Source organism: Ruegeria sp. A5, from assembly GCF_056543005.1.
The window spans coordinates 278,173-293,318 of the sequence record NZ_JBQGAV010000003.1; the positions used below are offsets into that span (position 1 = coordinate 278,173).

Genomic DNA, 15,146 nt, shown 5'->3' on the forward strand with positions numbered 1-15,146 from the left:
AGCAGCTTCCTTTTTGGTGCCTAAGCGAGCGACCTCACATCACCTGCATATGCATGCGCATGGCCAGATTGCCCAGAATCCAAACTGTCCCGCCGATGATAATCAGCAGAACAAGTGTCGAGAACAGAACCAGGTCCAGATCCTCTCGGCTGCTGCGGCGGCGGTCGATGTGTAGAAAATAGATCAGTTGAACAACCAGTTGTGCCAACCCCAGAAGGCCTATGGTCATATAGACGCCTGGTGTTTCAATACCGAAATGATAGGCGATCACAAATACCACCAGCGTGAGCAGCAGTGACCCACCATAGCCAATCACGTAACGCCGCCGTTCGCGGTGATGCATCTCGGATCGTTTATCCATAGGCCAGCCCTCCGAAATACACGATGGTTATTATGCCGATCCAGATAAGATCGAGGAAATGCCAGAATAGCGCCAACCGCACCATACGCGACATCAGCAGATCGGTCAGCCCGAACATACGCAGCTGAATACCCAGCACGATTAGCCACAGACACCCGGCTGCAACATGCAAGCCGTGGAGCGGTACGAGACCATAGAAGGCCGACAAAAACCCGCTACGCTGTGGGATACCGCCTTGGGCTGCCATGTTCATGAAATCACGGATCTCCAAAACCAGAAAACTGAGCCCCAGCAGCAGTGTCACTCCGAACCACAGCACGATCCGTGCCCGAGGCAGGTTGTATTTCAGCGCCAACATCGCCAGCCCGACGGTCAAACTGCTGGTCAGCAGAATGAGAGTCTGGGCAAAGATGCTTTTCAGGTCGAACAGCTCATGCGGGCCCGGACCGCCGGCCTGCGCGTCTATCATGGTGATATAGATCGCGAACATCAGGCCGAAATAGACCAGATCGCTCATCAGGAAGACCCAGAAGCCGAAAGTGACGACCTCGGTCGCCTTGTGAGCGCTGGCGTGGTCCTCACCGAGGTTTATCCCCGGATAGCTGTGCTTGGGTGCGCGCCTCATATCACGGCCTCCATATCCGGGCGGGCGAGGCCGCGATTTTCCGGTGTACTTTCATGATCGCGATCCACAGCGGCGGTGCTGTGGACCAGCGCCAACCACGCCTCGTGTTCTTTGCGGACCTCTTCGGCGGGGATGATGACCTCAGTGCTGGTGTCGAAGCTCCAGATGATAATGGCGAGGATCATCGCGATGGTCATCAGTGCTGCCAGCCACCAGATCCACCAGACCAGAGAGAACATCCAGATGCCACTGAGCACGCAGAGGATAAACCCGATGCCGGTGTTGCGCGGCATCTCGATATCTTCGTAGGCCGCGGGTGCAGGGTAGGCTTGTCCGCGCTCCTTAGCTGCAGCAAAGTCATCGCGGTCACTAACCTGCGGAATAATAGCGAAGTTGTAGGGTGGCGGCGGAGACGGGATCGACCATTCCAGCGTGCGCCCGTCCCAAGGATCACCGACCGGTGCGCGGGTCTGTTCTCGGTCGCGTATACTGACCCACAATTGGACCAGGATCGAAAGCAACCCGCAAGTAATCACCAGCGATCCTATGGCGGCGGTGATCATGTAGGGGTGAAAGCTGGGATCCTCCCAACTGAACGACCGGCGGGGCATGCCCATCAGACCAACGAAGTAGAGCGGCATGAAGGTCAGCAGAAACCCAACCGTCCAGCAGAAAACCGAAACGCGGCCCCAGAACTCGTTTAGACGGAACCCAAAGGCCTTGGGGAACCAGTAGTTATAGCCGGCGAGCAACCCGAACAGCACACCGGGTAGCAACGCGTTGTGGAAATGAGCAACCAGAAACAGCGTATTATGGACCTGATAGTCGACGGTTGGATTGGCAAGAACCACCCCGCTGAGGCCGCCGATGACGAACAACATCAAGAACGCTAGGCCATAAAGCATCGGAACCGAGAATCGAATGCGCCCACGGTACAGAGTCGCCATCCAGTCATAGACCTTTACCCCGGTCGGAATGGCGATCAGCATCGTGGCAATCCCGAACACCGCGTTGATCAGAGCGCTTTGCCCCATGGTGAAGAAATGATGCAACCAAACCGTGAAGGACATGACCGCAATCGACATTGTTGCGATGACCAGTGAGTTGTAACCATAGAGACGCTTGGCCGAAAAGGTGGCAAAGACCTCGGAATAGATACCATATGCAGGCAGGACCAACAGGTAGACCTCGGGGTGGCCAAACAGCCAGAACAGGTTGGCATAGTTCATCATGTTGCCGCCAAGGTCATTGGTGAAGAAGTGGAAATCGAGATATCGGTCAGCGGCCAGCAACAATGCAGCTACGCCAAGGGGGGGCATGGCAAAGATGATCAGAATCGAGCTGCAGATTATCGTCCAGCAATACATGGGCAACCGCATGAACTTCATCCCCGGCGCACGCAGCTTGTAGATCGTGACGGCAAAGTTGATGCCAGTCAGTGTTGTGCCCACGCCAGAGACCACGATGGCCCAAATCCAGTAATCCGGCCCAACGCCGGGATTAAAAGCTGCTCCGGTATAGGGTGGATAAGCGGTCCAGCCACCGGTCGAGAACTCTCCGACCACCAGCGAGACCATCAGCATCAGCCCGGCCGAGACGGTTAAGCCAAGCCCGATCTGGTTCATCACCGGGAAGGCCACGTCGCGCGCGCCTATCATGAGCGGAATTATGTAATTAGCGACGCCAAAGACAAAAGGTACCGCGACGAAGAACACCATTATGGTGCCATGAGTGCTGAACAGTTCCGCGAAATGCTCGGGTTCCAGGAATCCGTCCCCCGGTCCCGCCGCCTGTTGGGCCCGCATCACCACGCCTTCCAGGACGCCCCGCGCTAGCATGACGATGGCGAAGACGATGTACATGACGCCGATCTTCTTGTGATCAGCGCTGGTCAGCCAATCGCGCCAGAGCGGACCCCACAACCGGAACCACGTCAGGATGCCAATCACTACCACTACGCCCACGATCACAATAGCAGCAGCAGCGTTTGCAATGATCTCATTTGCGCCAGGATTCTGGATCAGTCCAGCGATGGGAAATGCATCCCAGCTCAGGCGACCGAAGAAACCGGTCTCGGCATTTGTCATTGGCTTGCCTCCTGCCCGTATTCAGCCGTTCCGGGTTGCTGATCCAACTGCAGAGGCTCTCCGCTGTGGTAACGACGCAGGATCGAATGGAACAGGTCGCCCTCTTCCAGCGTGAAATAAAGCGCATTCAGCGGCATGAGTTCGGTGCCCAATGCCGCCTGCACCTCATCCCGATCCGTACGCATCGCCAACGTCCGATAAGTGCTTTCGGTCAACGGTATGCCAAGCGCTTTTACACTGGCGACCCATGCCTGAAAATCCTCGGGCTGCATGGCTTGCGCCAGGAATTTCTGCTTTGTGAATCCTCGGCCATTATACTGTGTGTTCTCGCCTTGCATCGTTTCAGGCGAGTCTGCCACCAGGTGTAGCCGAGTCGTCATCCCCGGCATGGCATAGATTTGCCCCGCCAGCGCCGGGATCATGAACGACTGCATCACCGTGTCTGTGGTCAGCGTCATCGCAACTTGCTGTTTGATCGGTATGCCCAGTTCTCCCACCGTTGCGATGCCATGATCTGGATAGATGAACAGCCATTTCCAATCGAGGCCAACCACCTGCACATTTAGGGCAGGCTCTTCTCCAAAAGGGGCCGAATAAGGGTCAAGACGATGTGTCGCTTTCCAGAGATAGAAAGACAGGATCATCACGATCACGACCGGGACGCCCCACATCACAAATTCAAGCTTCGCCGAAAAATCCCAATGCGGCGTGTATGCAGCATTTCCACCCTTACGTCGGCGATAACGCAGGGCAATCAGCGGCACCAGAGCCAGAACCGGTATCACAGCGATCAGGATAAGAGCCGTCGCGCGCAAAAGGTGTGTCTTTTGCACCGCTGCAATCGGGCCTTGGGGGTCCATGAAGCTTTCACTCGCCCCGGCAGCCTCAGCCGTCAACAACAGAGCAACAAAGATCACCAAGGCTGGCACAGCGACTGAATGTATCCGAGACAAGGTCACACCTGATGATCCTCTTGCGGCGGGGTTTCCCGGCAACTATCGGCAGAGTCACGGATTTTCTCAAGAACTTTTCCAAAATCACCCTGCGGCGCCGCTGTTGACATGAGGTCAAGCGCGCGCGAGACCAATCATATGCGTTTGGTTCTTGCTATAGTCTCCCTGGTTTGTCTTGCCGCCCCCTCGGTAGCGCAAGATCGCACTGAGGTTGAACGTCAGTTCCAGAACTGGCTGCAACAAACCATATGGCCTCGGGCAAAAGCCAAGGGCGTTTCGAAACGCACGTTCCAAAGTGCCTTTGACGGGGTAACGCTAAACTGGGACCTTCCTGACCTGGTTCCGCCGGGCAGCCCCAAAAAGACACCCAAGCAACAACGGCAGGCCGAGTTCGGCTCACCTGGTCGATATTTCAATGCCGGATCAGTCCAGGGTGCCACCTCCGTCGGTCGCAAGATGGCTAGGCGCCACGCGGACACGCTATCACGTGTCGAGAAAGAAACCGGCGTACCCGCCCGTATCATACTGGCCATCTGGGGCCGCGAAAGCGGATACGGACAAGTCCCTATCCGCCATAATGCGTTTCAGGTGCTGGGCACCAAAGGGTTCATGAGCACACGGGCAGAGTATTTCACGGCTGAACTGATTGCTGCGCTACAGATCGCTGAATCCGGTCACGGCCAAGGCCACGCAATGAAAAGCAGTTGGGCGGGTGCCTTGGGGCAGCCTCAGTTCATGCCCACAAATTTTCTGACTTACGCGCGCGATGGCGATGGCGATGGCCGAACTGATATCTGGGGCTCAGCCTCGGACACGATTGCATCGATCGGCGCGTATCTTAACGAGCACGGATGGGTGACAGGCCGCGACTGGGGGTTCGAAGTTATCCTACCCACGACCGTTTCTTGCGCGTTGGAGGGCCCTGATCAGGGGCGGTTGATCCGCGATTGGGTCGCCATGGGCGTAAATCGCGTTTCCGGCAAACCTTTTCCGGCACATGAACTTGATGCCGAGGGCTATCTTATGATGCCTGCCGGTCGTAGCGGTCCGGCCTTTATCGTAACGCCCAATTTCTATGTCCTCAAAGACTATAACACCAGCGACCTTTATGCGCTGTTTGTGGGTCATGTCGGCGATCGCATTCAATACGGAGTTGGCGATTTTCGGGGTCGTTGGGGCGATGTCGGCAATCTCTATCGTTCAGATGTCGCCAGCATGCAGCAGGTGCTTGTTCAACAGGGTCATGACGTCGGTGGCGTCGATGGCCTGCCCGGATACAAAACCCGACGCTCGATCGGGCGCTGGCAAGAGGCTTCTGGAAGCACACCAACCTGCTTCCCCGATGCCTCATTGAAGGCCGTTCTGAAGCCGTAGCAGCGTACTGATTCGCCATTTACGAGCATCACTGCGAACACATTCACCCACGGTGATATGTTGAGCTTCACGAAAATGTCACTGCCACGAAGCGTTTCAAAATAAAATTTTAACACCTCCGCCGGCTGCGGTTCTAATCAGCCTTTGTGGTCTTCACCCACCGCAAAACCCTTTACCTTTGCTTCAAAACTGACAGGTTCATGGGCAGTGAAAGATAGCTTTCGCATTCGGATCTCCGACATTGCCTGATGCATGAATGCCGAAATTATCGATCTTGGCACGATCTAGATCAAGGTAAAGTCCAGACAATTGCCGGAGACAAAATGGCAGACAAGCGCCCACCGCGAATGCGGTTTGGACGTTCGAAACCATACAAAATGGGAGTAAACACATGAACAAAATAATCAGAACCTCTTTGGCAGGACTGTTGTCCTCGACCATCATTACCGGTGCTGCAATTGCTGCCGGTACACATCCCGAAACCGGAGAAGCCCTGGCCGACGATCAGACCTTCACCTATCGGATTCTCGATGAACACAGCTCGGTCGACCCGCAAGTCGTAGAAGATGTGTCGGGTGCAGAAATTGTTCGCGATCTGTTTGAAGGCCTGATGAATCAGGATGAGGACGGTAACCTGGTTCCTGGTGTCGCCACCGAATTCTCGGTCAACGATACCAAGGACGTTTACACCTTTACCCTGCGCGATGAAGCGAAGTGGTCGAATGGTGATCCGGTGACCGCAGGTGACTTTGTGTATGCCTGGAAGCGCGCCGTCGATCCCGAACTGTCGTCGCCCTATGCGTGGTTCATGGAACTGATGTCGATCGAAAACGCTGCCGAGATCATCGCGGGCGAAAAACCGGTAGATGAGTTGGGTGTCAAAGCCATCGACGACAAAACGCTGGAAGTCCGCCTGAGCGCCCCCCTTCCCTATTTCCCGCAGATGACCACACATTCGACAACCTTCCCGGCACCGCAGAAAGTGATCGAAGAATTTGGTGACGCCTGGACCAAACCGGAAAACATCGTCTCGAACGGCGCTTATGTTCTGACCGAGCACCTGCCGCAGGAACGCTCGGTACGTGAACGCAACACCGCCTATTGGGACAACGACAACACCATCATCGACAAGGTCGTGGCGCTGGTCATCAATGATGAAAACGTCGCCCTGACCCGCTATTTGGCTGGCGAACTGGACCGCACCGAAATTCCAGCCGGCCAGTACCCACGTCTGAAGGAAGAGCACCCTGTAGAAGCCATCAGCTTCCCACGCCTGTGCAACTATTATTACACCTTCAACCTATCTGATGGTGGCCCCGAGGCTTTCAAGGACCCGAACGTCCGCCAAGCCCTGTCACTGGCCGTTGATCGTGCGATTATCACCGAAAAAGTGATGGCAGGCGGTCAGCCCGAAGCCTACACCTTCGCCCCCGAAGCAACCGCAGGCTTCACCGTACCTGCCGTTGAAATGGCATCCATGTCCCAAGCCGAACGCGACGAGTTGGCGAAGGAGCTTCTAGCAGAAGCAGGTTATGGGCCTGACAACCCTCTGAGCTTCCAGATGGTTTATAACACCGCGGAAAACCACAAGAAGGTCGCCGTTGCGCTGAGCCAGATGTGGAAGCAGAAGCTTGGCGTGAACGCCGAACTGGCAAACATGGAGTGGAAAGTCTTCCTCGAGGAGCGCGGCAACCAAAACTTTGAGCTGGCACGTGGTGCTTGGTGCGGAGACTACAACGAGGCGTCGACCTTCCTGGACCTACTGCAGTCGGACTCGGGCTATAATGACGGCAAATATGCCAACGCGCGCGTTGATGAGCTGCTGGCCGAGGCCAAAACCTCGGACGATCCGGCTCCGCTTTACACCGAAGTTGAACGCATCATCGCCCAAGAAACGCCTGTGATCCCGATCTATCACTACGCAGGCGTCTATATGATGGACAGCGATGTAGGCAACTGGCCGGTGAACAACGTCGAGCAGAACTGGTACTCGAAGAACCTCTACAAGCTCGCTGAATAATCGTCTTTGAACCACGCCCTGCCCCGGAGACATCCGGGGCAGGGCCAATAAACACGGGGGCATGAAATGCTTGCCTACAGTTTAAAGCGGCTGCTGGTCGCTATTCCGACGATCCTGTTATTGATCGTCGCCTGCTTTTTCCTCATGCACATCGCGCCTGGCGGGCCATTCACCTCGGAACGGCCATTGCCGCCGCAGGTTCTGGCCAATATCGAGGCGCGTTATGGATTGGACCAACCGCTGTGGAAACAGCTTTGGGACTATCTGTACAACATCGTGGTGCATTTTGATTTCGGACCGTCCTTCAAATTCAAGGATCGGGATGTGAACGACATCATCGCGCAGGGTTTCCCGATTTCGCTGACCTATGGTTCGTTGTCTTTCCTTGTTGCAACTTCCGTTGGCGTCGCGCTGGGAATTGCCGCTGCAATCAAACACAACAGCTGGATTGACTACTTTGCGGTGGGTCTGGGTATCGCCGCTCAGGCGCTTCCGAACTTCATCATGGGGCCGATCCTGATCCTGACCTTTACCCTGTGGTTGGGGTGGCTGCCGGGCGGCGGTTGGCATGGTGGTCAATGGCAGTATCTGGTTATGCCGGTCATTGCGTTGGCGACGTCCTACATGGGATCGATCGCAAGGATTACGCGGTCATCGATGCTGGAGGTTCTGAACTCGAACTTCATTCGAACTGCACGGGCCAAGGGATTGCCGACAAGAACCGTGATCTGGCGCCATGCGCTTAAGCCGACATTGCTTCCCGTTGTCTCGTACCTCGGGCCGGTTTTTGTCTACGTTCTGACCGGTTCGGTATTTGTCGACATCTATTTCTCAACCGGTGGTCTGGGGCAGGCCTATGTCGGCTCGGCTTTGTCTCGCGACTATGCTGTGCTGCTGGGGGTCACCATTCTTTACGGCGCGTTGACCGTGGTTGTGAACCTTCTGACCGACCTGGCTTATGCCTGGTTCGATCCAAAAATCCGATACTGAGGGGCAGGCAATGCTTGGAAAATCACAAAAAGCCGCCCATCTGGCCGAGGAAATCGCTGATTACACGGTCATTCAGGGGCGCTCGCTTTGGCAGGACGCACGGATACGTTTTGTCCGCAACAAGGCCGCAATGGCCAGCGTTTTCATTTTAGGTCTGATCGTGTTGTTCACAATTGTTGGGCCTTACTTCGCGGTCTGGAACAATGAAGAGATCGATTGGAACGTCATGGGGGACGTGCGCGGCATGGGCATGCCGTCCATCGAAACCGGACACTTTTTCGGCGTCGATGATCTGGGGCGCGACCTATACAGCCGTGTCATTCAGGCCACCACCACATCGCTGCTGGTCGGTTTGATCGGGGCCGCGACCGCTCTGATCGTCGGCACCTGCTATGGCATCACCGCTGGATATATTGGCGGGCGCACCGACAGTGCCATGATGCGGTTCGTGGACATCCTGCTTGCAATTCCGGCAACACTGATCATCATTTTGCTGCTTGTCGTGGCGGGAAGATCCTTTTTCATGCTGTTCATCGCCTTGGGCGCTGTTGGTTGGCTGACGATGGCACGGATTGTTCGGGGGCAAACCCTGACCCTCAAGAACCGCGAGTTTATCGAAGCCGCGCGCGCCGCCGGTGTCAGTGAGTTCACCATCATGTACCGACACATTCTGCCCAACCTGTTGGGCGTTGTGATCGTGTACGCTTCGTTACTGGTGCCTGAGATGATCCTGACCGAAAGTTTCATCTCGTTCCTGGGCCTCGGGATCTCAGAACCCTACACATCGTTGGGCCGCCTGATCGCTGAAGGGGCTGGCACCATGGCGTATGGTACGCTATGGCAGCTGATGTTCCCTCTTACTTTTTATGTCGCCATCATCATCACCATGTTCTTCATCGGTGACGGGCTACGCGACGCTTTGGACCCGAAGGATCGCTGATATGAGTCTGTTTTCCGTTAAGGACCTGAGCGTCCGATTTGATACGCCCGATGGCGTGGTTGAGGCTGTAAAAGGCATCAGTTTCGACATCAATCCCGGCGAATGTCTGGGCATCGTCGGCGAAAGTGGCTCGGGCAAAAGCCAGACGTTCATGGCAGCGATGGGGCTGTTGCCCTCCGCTGGCCATGCGTCTGGTTCTGCTTTGCTGAATGGTCAGGAGATCCTGAATCTACCTGTGAACAAAATCAACAAGATTCGTGGCTCAGACGTCGGCATGATTTTTCAGGATCCGCTGACCGCCCTGACCCCACATCTGCGAGTCGGCCAGCAGATGCGCGAAGTGCTACAGGTTCACGAAGGTTTGCAAGGCTCGGCTGCCCGCCAACGTTGCCTTGACTGGCTGAATCGCGTTCGCATTCCCGAAGCGAAACGGCGGCTGGATCAATATCCACATGAATTGTCTGGCGGCATGCGTCAGCGTGTGATGATCGCCATGTCGATGCTGTGTAATCCCAAACTTTTGATCGCGGATGAGCCGACTACTGCGTTGGATGTGACCGTTCAGGCCGACATTTTGGACCTGATGGTACGGTTGCAAAAGGATGAAGGTACGGCCATAGCTCTGATCACCCATGACATGGGCGTTGTTGCGCGCATGTGCGACAATATTCAAGTCATGCGTATGGGTGAGTTTGTGGAGGCCGGTGACACGCGCGAAGTCTTTCGTTCTCCTCAGCATGATTATACCCGCACACTACTTGAGGCGATGCCGCGAATTGATGCGGGCGATGCTCCGAAAGCTCTTACGCAGACGGAAGAACCGTTACTGAAAGTGGATGACGTCAAGGTGCATTTCCCGATCCATGTCTCGGGTGGTCTTTTTGGACATAAGGTGCCGCTGAAAGCCGTTGATGGCGTGAGTTTCGACATCCGAAAGGGCGAGACCCTGGGTGTTGTTGGAGAATCCGGCTGTGGCAAATCCACGCTGGCCCGGGCTGTGCTGCAATTGATCGAACCCAGCGCGGGTAATGTCAGCTGGCTGGGGCATCCGATCGTCGGGCTGAAACGGGCCGAGTTGAACAAGTACCGCAAGGACCTGCAGATCGTGTTTCAGGACCCGCTGGCGAGCCTTGATCCACGGATGACGATCTCGGCCTCGATCGCGGAACCGCTGAAAACCTATCGCCCGGATCTGACCGAGCGGGAACGCAAGGAGTTGGTCGCCGAGATGATGGAGCGTGTTGGCTTGAAGGCCAACATGATCAACCGATATCCGCACGAACTATCCGGGGGGCAAAACCAGCGTGTAGGAATCGCGCGTGCCATGATCAACAAACCAAAGCTGATTATCTGTGACGAGGCGGTCTCGGCGCTGGATGTGTCTATTCAAGCCCAGATCGTGGGATTGTTGCGTGAATTGCAACAAGAGTTTGGCCTATCGATGATCTTCATCAGCCACGATTTGTCTGTGGTAAGGGCGGTTTCGAACCGGATCATGGTTCTGTATCTGGGTCGCATCGTTGAATTGGGCGATGGTGAAGTGATCTGTTCCGAGCCGAAACACCCTTACACCCAGTCCCTGATCTCGGCGGTTCCGATCCCTGATCCGGATGTCGAGCGCAGCCGCCAAAGGCTTAAACTACCGGGAGAATTGCCTTCTCCCATGGATCCGAAAGCGGCTCTGCGCTTTTTGCCCAGCAGATTGTCTATGGGTGAGACCGACTATGTACCTCAACTCAGTGAGGTTGCCCCGGATCACTTCGTCGCCGAACACGATCCGCTTGAGGCGATTATGGCCAATGCATAAGCTTACGCGCCCGATCCGATCTATCGGGCGCGTCTTAAACTTCATAGAACAAGTGATTAGTGGATTAGTTCCTTGATCCCGCTTTCGATCGTGTTTCGTTTTGACTCTGCCCTTAAGTTAATGGCAGATTCCAGCGAACCCGTAACAGACCAGCCGGGTGTGATTGATTGGTAGGATTTTAGATTATATGTGGGGGCTCCGGCATCACCGAGAGTCGTCGGCAATATATAGAATTAGTGAGGTAATATGGTACGCAAAGTCACCAAGGCGATATTTCCCGTAGCGGGAATGGGCACTCGGTTTCTTCCGGCGACAAAGTCGGTGCCAAAGGAAATCATGACATTGGTTGATCGTCCACTGGTCCAATATGCCATCGACGAAGCGCGTGCGGCCGGGATCACTGAATTCATCTTCGTGACATCGCGCGGAAAGTCAGCGCTTGAGGACTATTTCGATCACAATCTCGTGCTGGAACAAGACCTCAAGTCCAAGGGCAAAGACGAACTGCTTGAAGTATTGAACGCAACCAATATGGAAAGCGGAGCAATTGCCTATATCCGTCAACACAAGGCTTTGGGATTGGGGCATGCGGTCTGGTGCGCCCGTCGACTGATCGGGGATGAACCCTTTGCCGTGATGCTGCCCGACGATGTGATTGCCGCCGACAAACCCTGCCTACAGCAGATGGTCGAAGCCTATGAGGAAACCGGCGGCAACATGGTCGCCGCGATGGAAGTTCCCAACGAAAAAACCAGCTCCTACGGTATTCTGGATACCGGCCAGAATGTTGGAACGGTTGTCCGTGCCAAAGGAATGGTTGAAAAACCGAAACCCGAGGACGCGCCATCCAATCTAGCGGTGATCGGTCGTTACATCTTAGGTCCTTCGGTTCTATACAATCTGAACCAGAAAAAGAAGGGAAGTGGCGGCGAAATCCAACTGACCGACGCTATTGCCGAGGATATAGGCAATGGTGTTCCTGTTTTTGGCTACAAGTTTGATGGACAGCGGTTCGATTGTGGTTCAAAGGCTGGCTTTCTGCAAGCAACGGTCTCGTTCGCATTGGCCCGCGATGATCTGCGCGACGACCTAAACCAATATCTGCATGAAGTCGTGGCATCTGATCGGGCCGCGCAGTAGGCCTAGTTATGTCAGCTATTCCGATTTCAATTCAATAGTTTAAGCTAAAAGGTTCAGAAGGGGCAGGCACCGTGAGCATGGTCTATCCTGTAATTTTATGTGGCGGATCCGGCACTCGGCTTTGGCCGTTGTCGCGTAAAAGCTACCCCAAACAGTTTGTTCCGCTGATTGGTGAAACCAGCCTGCTGCAGCAATGTGCCGAGCGGTTGAAAGGCCCGACCGACACGCCTTACGCCAAACCTCTGATCCTGACCAACGAGGCTTTCCGCTTTGTTGTCCCTGAACAATTGATGGCCATCGGAGTCGATCCGGGTCCGATCTTGATCGAACCCGAAGGACGCAATACTGCACCTGCAGTGCTGGCCGCTGCCCTGCACCTTTCATCCACTGACCCCGACGCGATGATGCTGGTGGCCGCGTCGGATCACGTCATTCCAGACAGTGCGGCCTTTCATGCGGCCGTCGCCGAAGGGGTCCGCACAATAGCCGAGCGTGGAGATCTGGTGACGTTTGGGATCACACCCGACCGACCCGAAACCGGATATGGCTACCTTAAGCTCGCCCAAGCACCGGACTCGTCAGGCGCTTCTGTGCAACTTGACCGGTTCGTTGAAAAACCCGATCTTGAAAACGCCAAGGCAATGGTGGCTGAAGGGAGTTATCTTTGGAACTCGGGCATCTTTTTGTTCGCGGTCCGAGATATCCTTGAGGCGTTCGGCCAGCATGCACATGATCTAATAACGCCCGTTAAGAAGGCGGTTGAACAGGCGCAGTGTGATCTGGGCTTCCTGCGGTTAGATCCCGAGGCCTGGGCGACGGTTCAGGACATCTCTATCGACTATGCGGTTATGGAGAAGGCCGACAATCTCAGCGTTGTCCCTTATGCCGCCGGGTGGTCAGACGTGGGCAGCTGGTCTGCCGTACAAGAGCTGAGCAACCCCGATACGGACGGCGTTGCAACTGCCGGCGAAGTGACCGCCATAGATTGTCGCAACGTGCTGGTGCGTTCTGAATCGCCCGCGCAAGAAGTTGTTGCAATGGGGTTAGAGAACGTAATCACCGTGGCTATGTCTGACGCGGTTTTGGTCGCCAGCATGGACCGGGCGCAAGACGTCAAGCAGGCCGTCGCAGCATTGAAGGCAAAAGGTGCCAAGCAGGCGGAAGCATTGCCCGTTGATCATCGCCCTTGGGGATGGTTCGAAAGCCTCGTCATCGGCGATCGGTTTCAGGTCAAACGCATTCACGTCCATCCCGGCGCTTCGCTGAGCTTGCAATCGCATCACCATCGGTCCGAGCATTGGATTGTCGTGGAAGGCACCGCCGAGGTGACTATTGACGACAAGGTACAGCTCGTGTCTGAGAATGAATCCGTCTATGTGCCGCTCGGGGCCGTGCACCGGATGGTAAACCCAGGCAAAGTGCCAATGGTTCTTATCGAGGTGCAGACCGGGACCTATTTGGGTGAAGATGACATTATTCGCTACGAAGATGTCTACGCTCGTGACTGAGATCTGATTTCAAGAACTGATCCAAGTTTGGGGCATCTGCAAGGCAGATGTCTCCATATTTCTGAGACCAAATCTTAAAAATTCGAAACCTGGGCGTTCGGCTGGGTCAGGCGGGATTTACGCACATCACGGCAGTGTGGCGCGCAATCATCATCGGACCGACACCACAGGAGGATGCCCATGCCACAGAACTCTCCCCGTCTAAATCTGCCCTATCTGCAACCCGCGCAGGCCCAAAAACATGTGACCCATAACGAAGCGCTGCGTGCGCTAGATCTGGTGGTGCAGCTAAGCGTTGCGTCCGTTAACGCGACTATCCCACCAGCTGCTCCTGATCAGGGTGAAACCTATGCATTGGGCACGTCTCCGACCGCGGCATGGTCCGGACAAGATGGAAAACTGGCGGCTTGGTTGGACAACGGGTGGCATTTCTTGACTCCCGACATGGGCTGGCGGGCCTGGGATCAAAATGCAGGGCTGTTGAAAGTCTGGGACGGGTCGGCGTGGATCGACCCGCCGGTCAATACACATAACCTTTCCGGGATCGGCATCGCAACCGGATCAGACAGCACAAACCGTCTGGCCGTACGTAGCCCCGCCACCTTGTTGACGCATGAGGGCGCTGGCCACCAACTCAAGATCAACAAGGCTGGTGCCGGTGATACTGCCTCGCTGCTGTTTCAATCGAACTGGACCGGCCATGCCGAGATGGGTCTGTCTGGCAACACGGATTTTTCGATCAAAGTTTCGCCGGATGGCGGAAACTGGGCCGAGGCCCTGCGGTTTGACGCCACAACCGGAACAGCCAGCGGAGCGGCTGTGCAAAACAGCGCGGATGATACAACCCCGGGTCGCCTAATGCGGGCAGATTACGGCTACGGACCGGGTAATGTGCTAGGCACCGTATCCGAAAGCAGCGGCCTACCCAGCGGTGCGGTAATCGAGAGGGGCAGCAATGCGAACGGCGACTACACGCGCTTTGCAGACGGAACCCAGATTTGCACCGCCACTCTGAGTGCTGTGGCGTGCACCACCGCAACCGGCAGTTTATTCGCCAGCGGTGCCGCCACTTGGGATTTCCCAATGGCCTTTGCTGCCGACAGTTCCCCCGCTCTCAGCGGGAATGGCGGCGGAACTGGCCGATTTATGGGGTTTGACGCACCTTCAGAGACTCAGGCGACGTATCAAGTAATGGCGTCATCCTCGGACGCTACTGGCATTGCACCAACAGTGATCTCAGTCGGACGTTGGTTCTGACGTTCAAGACCGTCCGGGCCATCGCCCGGACGGTTATTGTTCTTGCAAATTGGTTTCTGACTGGTCCAAGTACCCTGCATTGGT

Annotated in this window: 12 protein-coding genes; 8 read left to right on the plus strand and 4 right to left on the minus strand. The window is 55.6% G+C overall.

Going from position 1 to position 15,146, the window contains the following annotated elements:
• Window positions 1-34: 34 nt before the first annotated feature.
• Genes ACR0AY_RS09595 through ACR0AY_RS09610 form a run of 4 tightly spaced genes read right to left on the minus strand, consistent with a single transcriptional unit; the run spans window position 35 to window position 4,032 of the window.
• Window positions 35-361, minus strand: a complete 327-nt coding sequence (locus tag ACR0AY_RS09595) for a cytochrome o ubiquinol oxidase subunit IV (RefSeq protein WP_255612219.1) — start codon at window positions 359-361, stop codon at window positions 35-37.
• Window positions 354-986 carry a cytochrome c oxidase subunit 3 gene (locus ACR0AY_RS09600; RefSeq protein ID WP_170394501.1) on the minus strand — a complete coding sequence of 211 codons (633 nt, stop codon included), beginning with the start codon at window positions 984-986 and terminating at the stop codon, window positions 354-356. The genes ACR0AY_RS09595 and ACR0AY_RS09600 overlap by 8 nt, the downstream gene beginning before the upstream one ends.
• A complete protein-coding gene (locus tag ACR0AY_RS09605; RefSeq protein WP_170511943.1) occupies window positions 983-3,073 on the minus strand; it encodes a cbb3-type cytochrome c oxidase subunit I in 2,091 nt (696 codons plus the stop codon). The genes ACR0AY_RS09600 and ACR0AY_RS09605 overlap by 4 nt, the downstream gene beginning before the upstream one ends.
• Window positions 3,070-4,032 (minus strand): cytochrome ubiquinol oxidase subunit II, encoded by a 963-nt coding sequence (locus tag ACR0AY_RS09610; protein ID WP_170511944.1) that lies wholly within the window; start codon window positions 4,030-4,032, stop codon window positions 3,070-3,072. Before ACR0AY_RS09610 ends, ACR0AY_RS09605 begins: the two co-directional genes overlap by 4 nt.
• 132 nt (window positions 4,033-4,164) lie before the next feature.
• On the opposite strand from ACR0AY_RS09610, the gene ACR0AY_RS09615 reads away from it, so the two are divergent.
• The 8 genes from ACR0AY_RS09615 to ACR0AY_RS09650 all read left to right on the plus strand — a co-directional run bounded on the left by ACR0AY_RS09615 (window position 4,165) and on the right by ACR0AY_RS09650 (window position 15,062).
• The gene (locus ACR0AY_RS09615) at window positions 4,165-5,400 is read left to right on the plus strand and encodes a lytic murein transglycosylase (protein ID WP_480454070.1); all 1,236 of its coding nucleotides are present in this window, start codon (window positions 4,165-4,167) and stop codon (window positions 5,398-5,400) included.
• Between the two features lie 391 nt (window positions 5,401-5,791).
• Window positions 5,792-7,420: a peptide ABC transporter substrate-binding protein gene (locus ACR0AY_RS09620; protein WP_170407804.1), complete on the plus strand. Its 1,629-nt coding sequence runs from the start codon at window positions 5,792-5,794 to the stop codon at window positions 7,418-7,420.
• A 66-nt stretch (window positions 7,421-7,486) separates the two neighbouring features.
• Window positions 7,487-8,410 carry an oligopeptide ABC transporter permease OppB gene (gene oppB, locus ACR0AY_RS09625; protein WP_170422826.1) on the plus strand — a complete coding sequence of 308 codons (924 nt, stop codon included), beginning with the start codon at window positions 7,487-7,489 and terminating at the stop codon, window positions 8,408-8,410.
• A 10-nt stretch (window positions 8,411-8,420) separates the two neighbouring features.
• On the plus strand, window positions 8,421-9,350 hold the full coding sequence (locus tag ACR0AY_RS09630; RefSeq protein WP_480454072.1) for an ABC transporter permease subunit: 930 nt from the start codon (window positions 8,421-8,423) through the stop codon (window positions 9,348-9,350).
• Window position 9,351: 1 nt separating this feature from the next.
• Window positions 9,352-11,157, plus strand: coding sequence for an ABC transporter ATP-binding protein (locus ACR0AY_RS09635; RefSeq protein ID WP_170511946.1), 1,806 nt, complete (start codon window positions 9,352-9,354; stop codon window positions 11,155-11,157).
• Window positions 11,158-11,403: 246 nt separating this feature from the next.
• Window positions 11,404-12,297, plus strand: coding sequence for a UTP--glucose-1-phosphate uridylyltransferase GalU (gene galU, locus ACR0AY_RS09640; protein ID WP_170407796.1), 894 nt, complete (start codon window positions 11,404-11,406; stop codon window positions 12,295-12,297).
• Between the two features lie 77 nt (window positions 12,298-12,374).
• On the plus strand, window positions 12,375-13,805 hold the full coding sequence (locus ACR0AY_RS09645; RefSeq protein WP_480454075.1) for a mannose-1-phosphate guanylyltransferase/mannose-6-phosphate isomerase: 1,431 nt from the start codon (window positions 12,375-12,377) through the stop codon (window positions 13,803-13,805).
• 180 nt (window positions 13,806-13,985) lie between these two features.
• Complete coding sequence (locus ACR0AY_RS09650) at window positions 13,986-15,062, plus strand: DUF2793 domain-containing protein (RefSeq protein WP_170511949.1); 1,077 nt, start codon at window positions 13,986-13,988, stop codon at window positions 15,060-15,062.
• Window positions 15,063-15,146: the final 84 nt, after the last annotated feature.

Excerpts from the sequence above, each read along its gene's own strand:
- galU (WP_170407796.1), top strand. The coding sequence starts at position 11,404 with ATGGTACGCAAAGTCACCAAGGCGATATTTCCCGTAGCGGGAATGGGC.
- ACR0AY_RS09615 (WP_480454070.1), top strand. The coding sequence starts at position 4,165 with ATGCGTTTGGTTCTTGCTATAGTCTCCCTGGTTTGTCTTGCCGCCCCC.
- ACR0AY_RS09645 (WP_480454075.1), top strand. The coding sequence starts at position 12,375 with ATGGTCTATCCTGTAATTTTATGTGGCGGATCCGGCACTCGGCTTTGG.
- ACR0AY_RS09605 (WP_170511943.1), bottom strand. The coding sequence starts at position 3,073 with ATGACAAATGCCGAGACCGGTTTCTTCGGTCGCCTGAGCTGGGATGCA.
- ACR0AY_RS09620 (WP_170407804.1), top strand. The coding sequence starts at position 5,792 with ATGAACAAAATAATCAGAACCTCTTTGGCAGGACTGTTGTCCTCGACC.
- ACR0AY_RS09635 (WP_170511946.1), top strand. The coding sequence starts at position 9,352 with ATGAGTCTGTTTTCCGTTAAGGACCTGAGCGTCCGATTTGATACGCCC.
- ACR0AY_RS09630 (WP_480454072.1), top strand. The coding sequence starts at position 8,421 with ATGCTTGGAAAATCACAAAAAGCCGCCCATCTGGCCGAGGAAATCGCT.
- oppB (WP_170422826.1), top strand. The coding sequence starts at position 7,487 with ATGCTTGCCTACAGTTTAAAGCGGCTGCTGGTCGCTATTCCGACGATC.
- ACR0AY_RS09600 (WP_170394501.1), bottom strand. The coding sequence starts at position 986 with ATGAGGCGCGCACCCAAGCACAGCTATCCGGGGATAAACCTCGGTGAG.
- ACR0AY_RS09650 (WP_170511949.1), top strand. The coding sequence starts at position 13,986 with ATGCCACAGAACTCTCCCCGTCTAAATCTGCCCTATCTGCAACCCGCG.
- ACR0AY_RS09595 (WP_255612219.1), bottom strand. The coding sequence starts at position 361 with ATGGATAAACGATCCGAGATGCATCACCGCGAACGGCGGCGTTACGTG.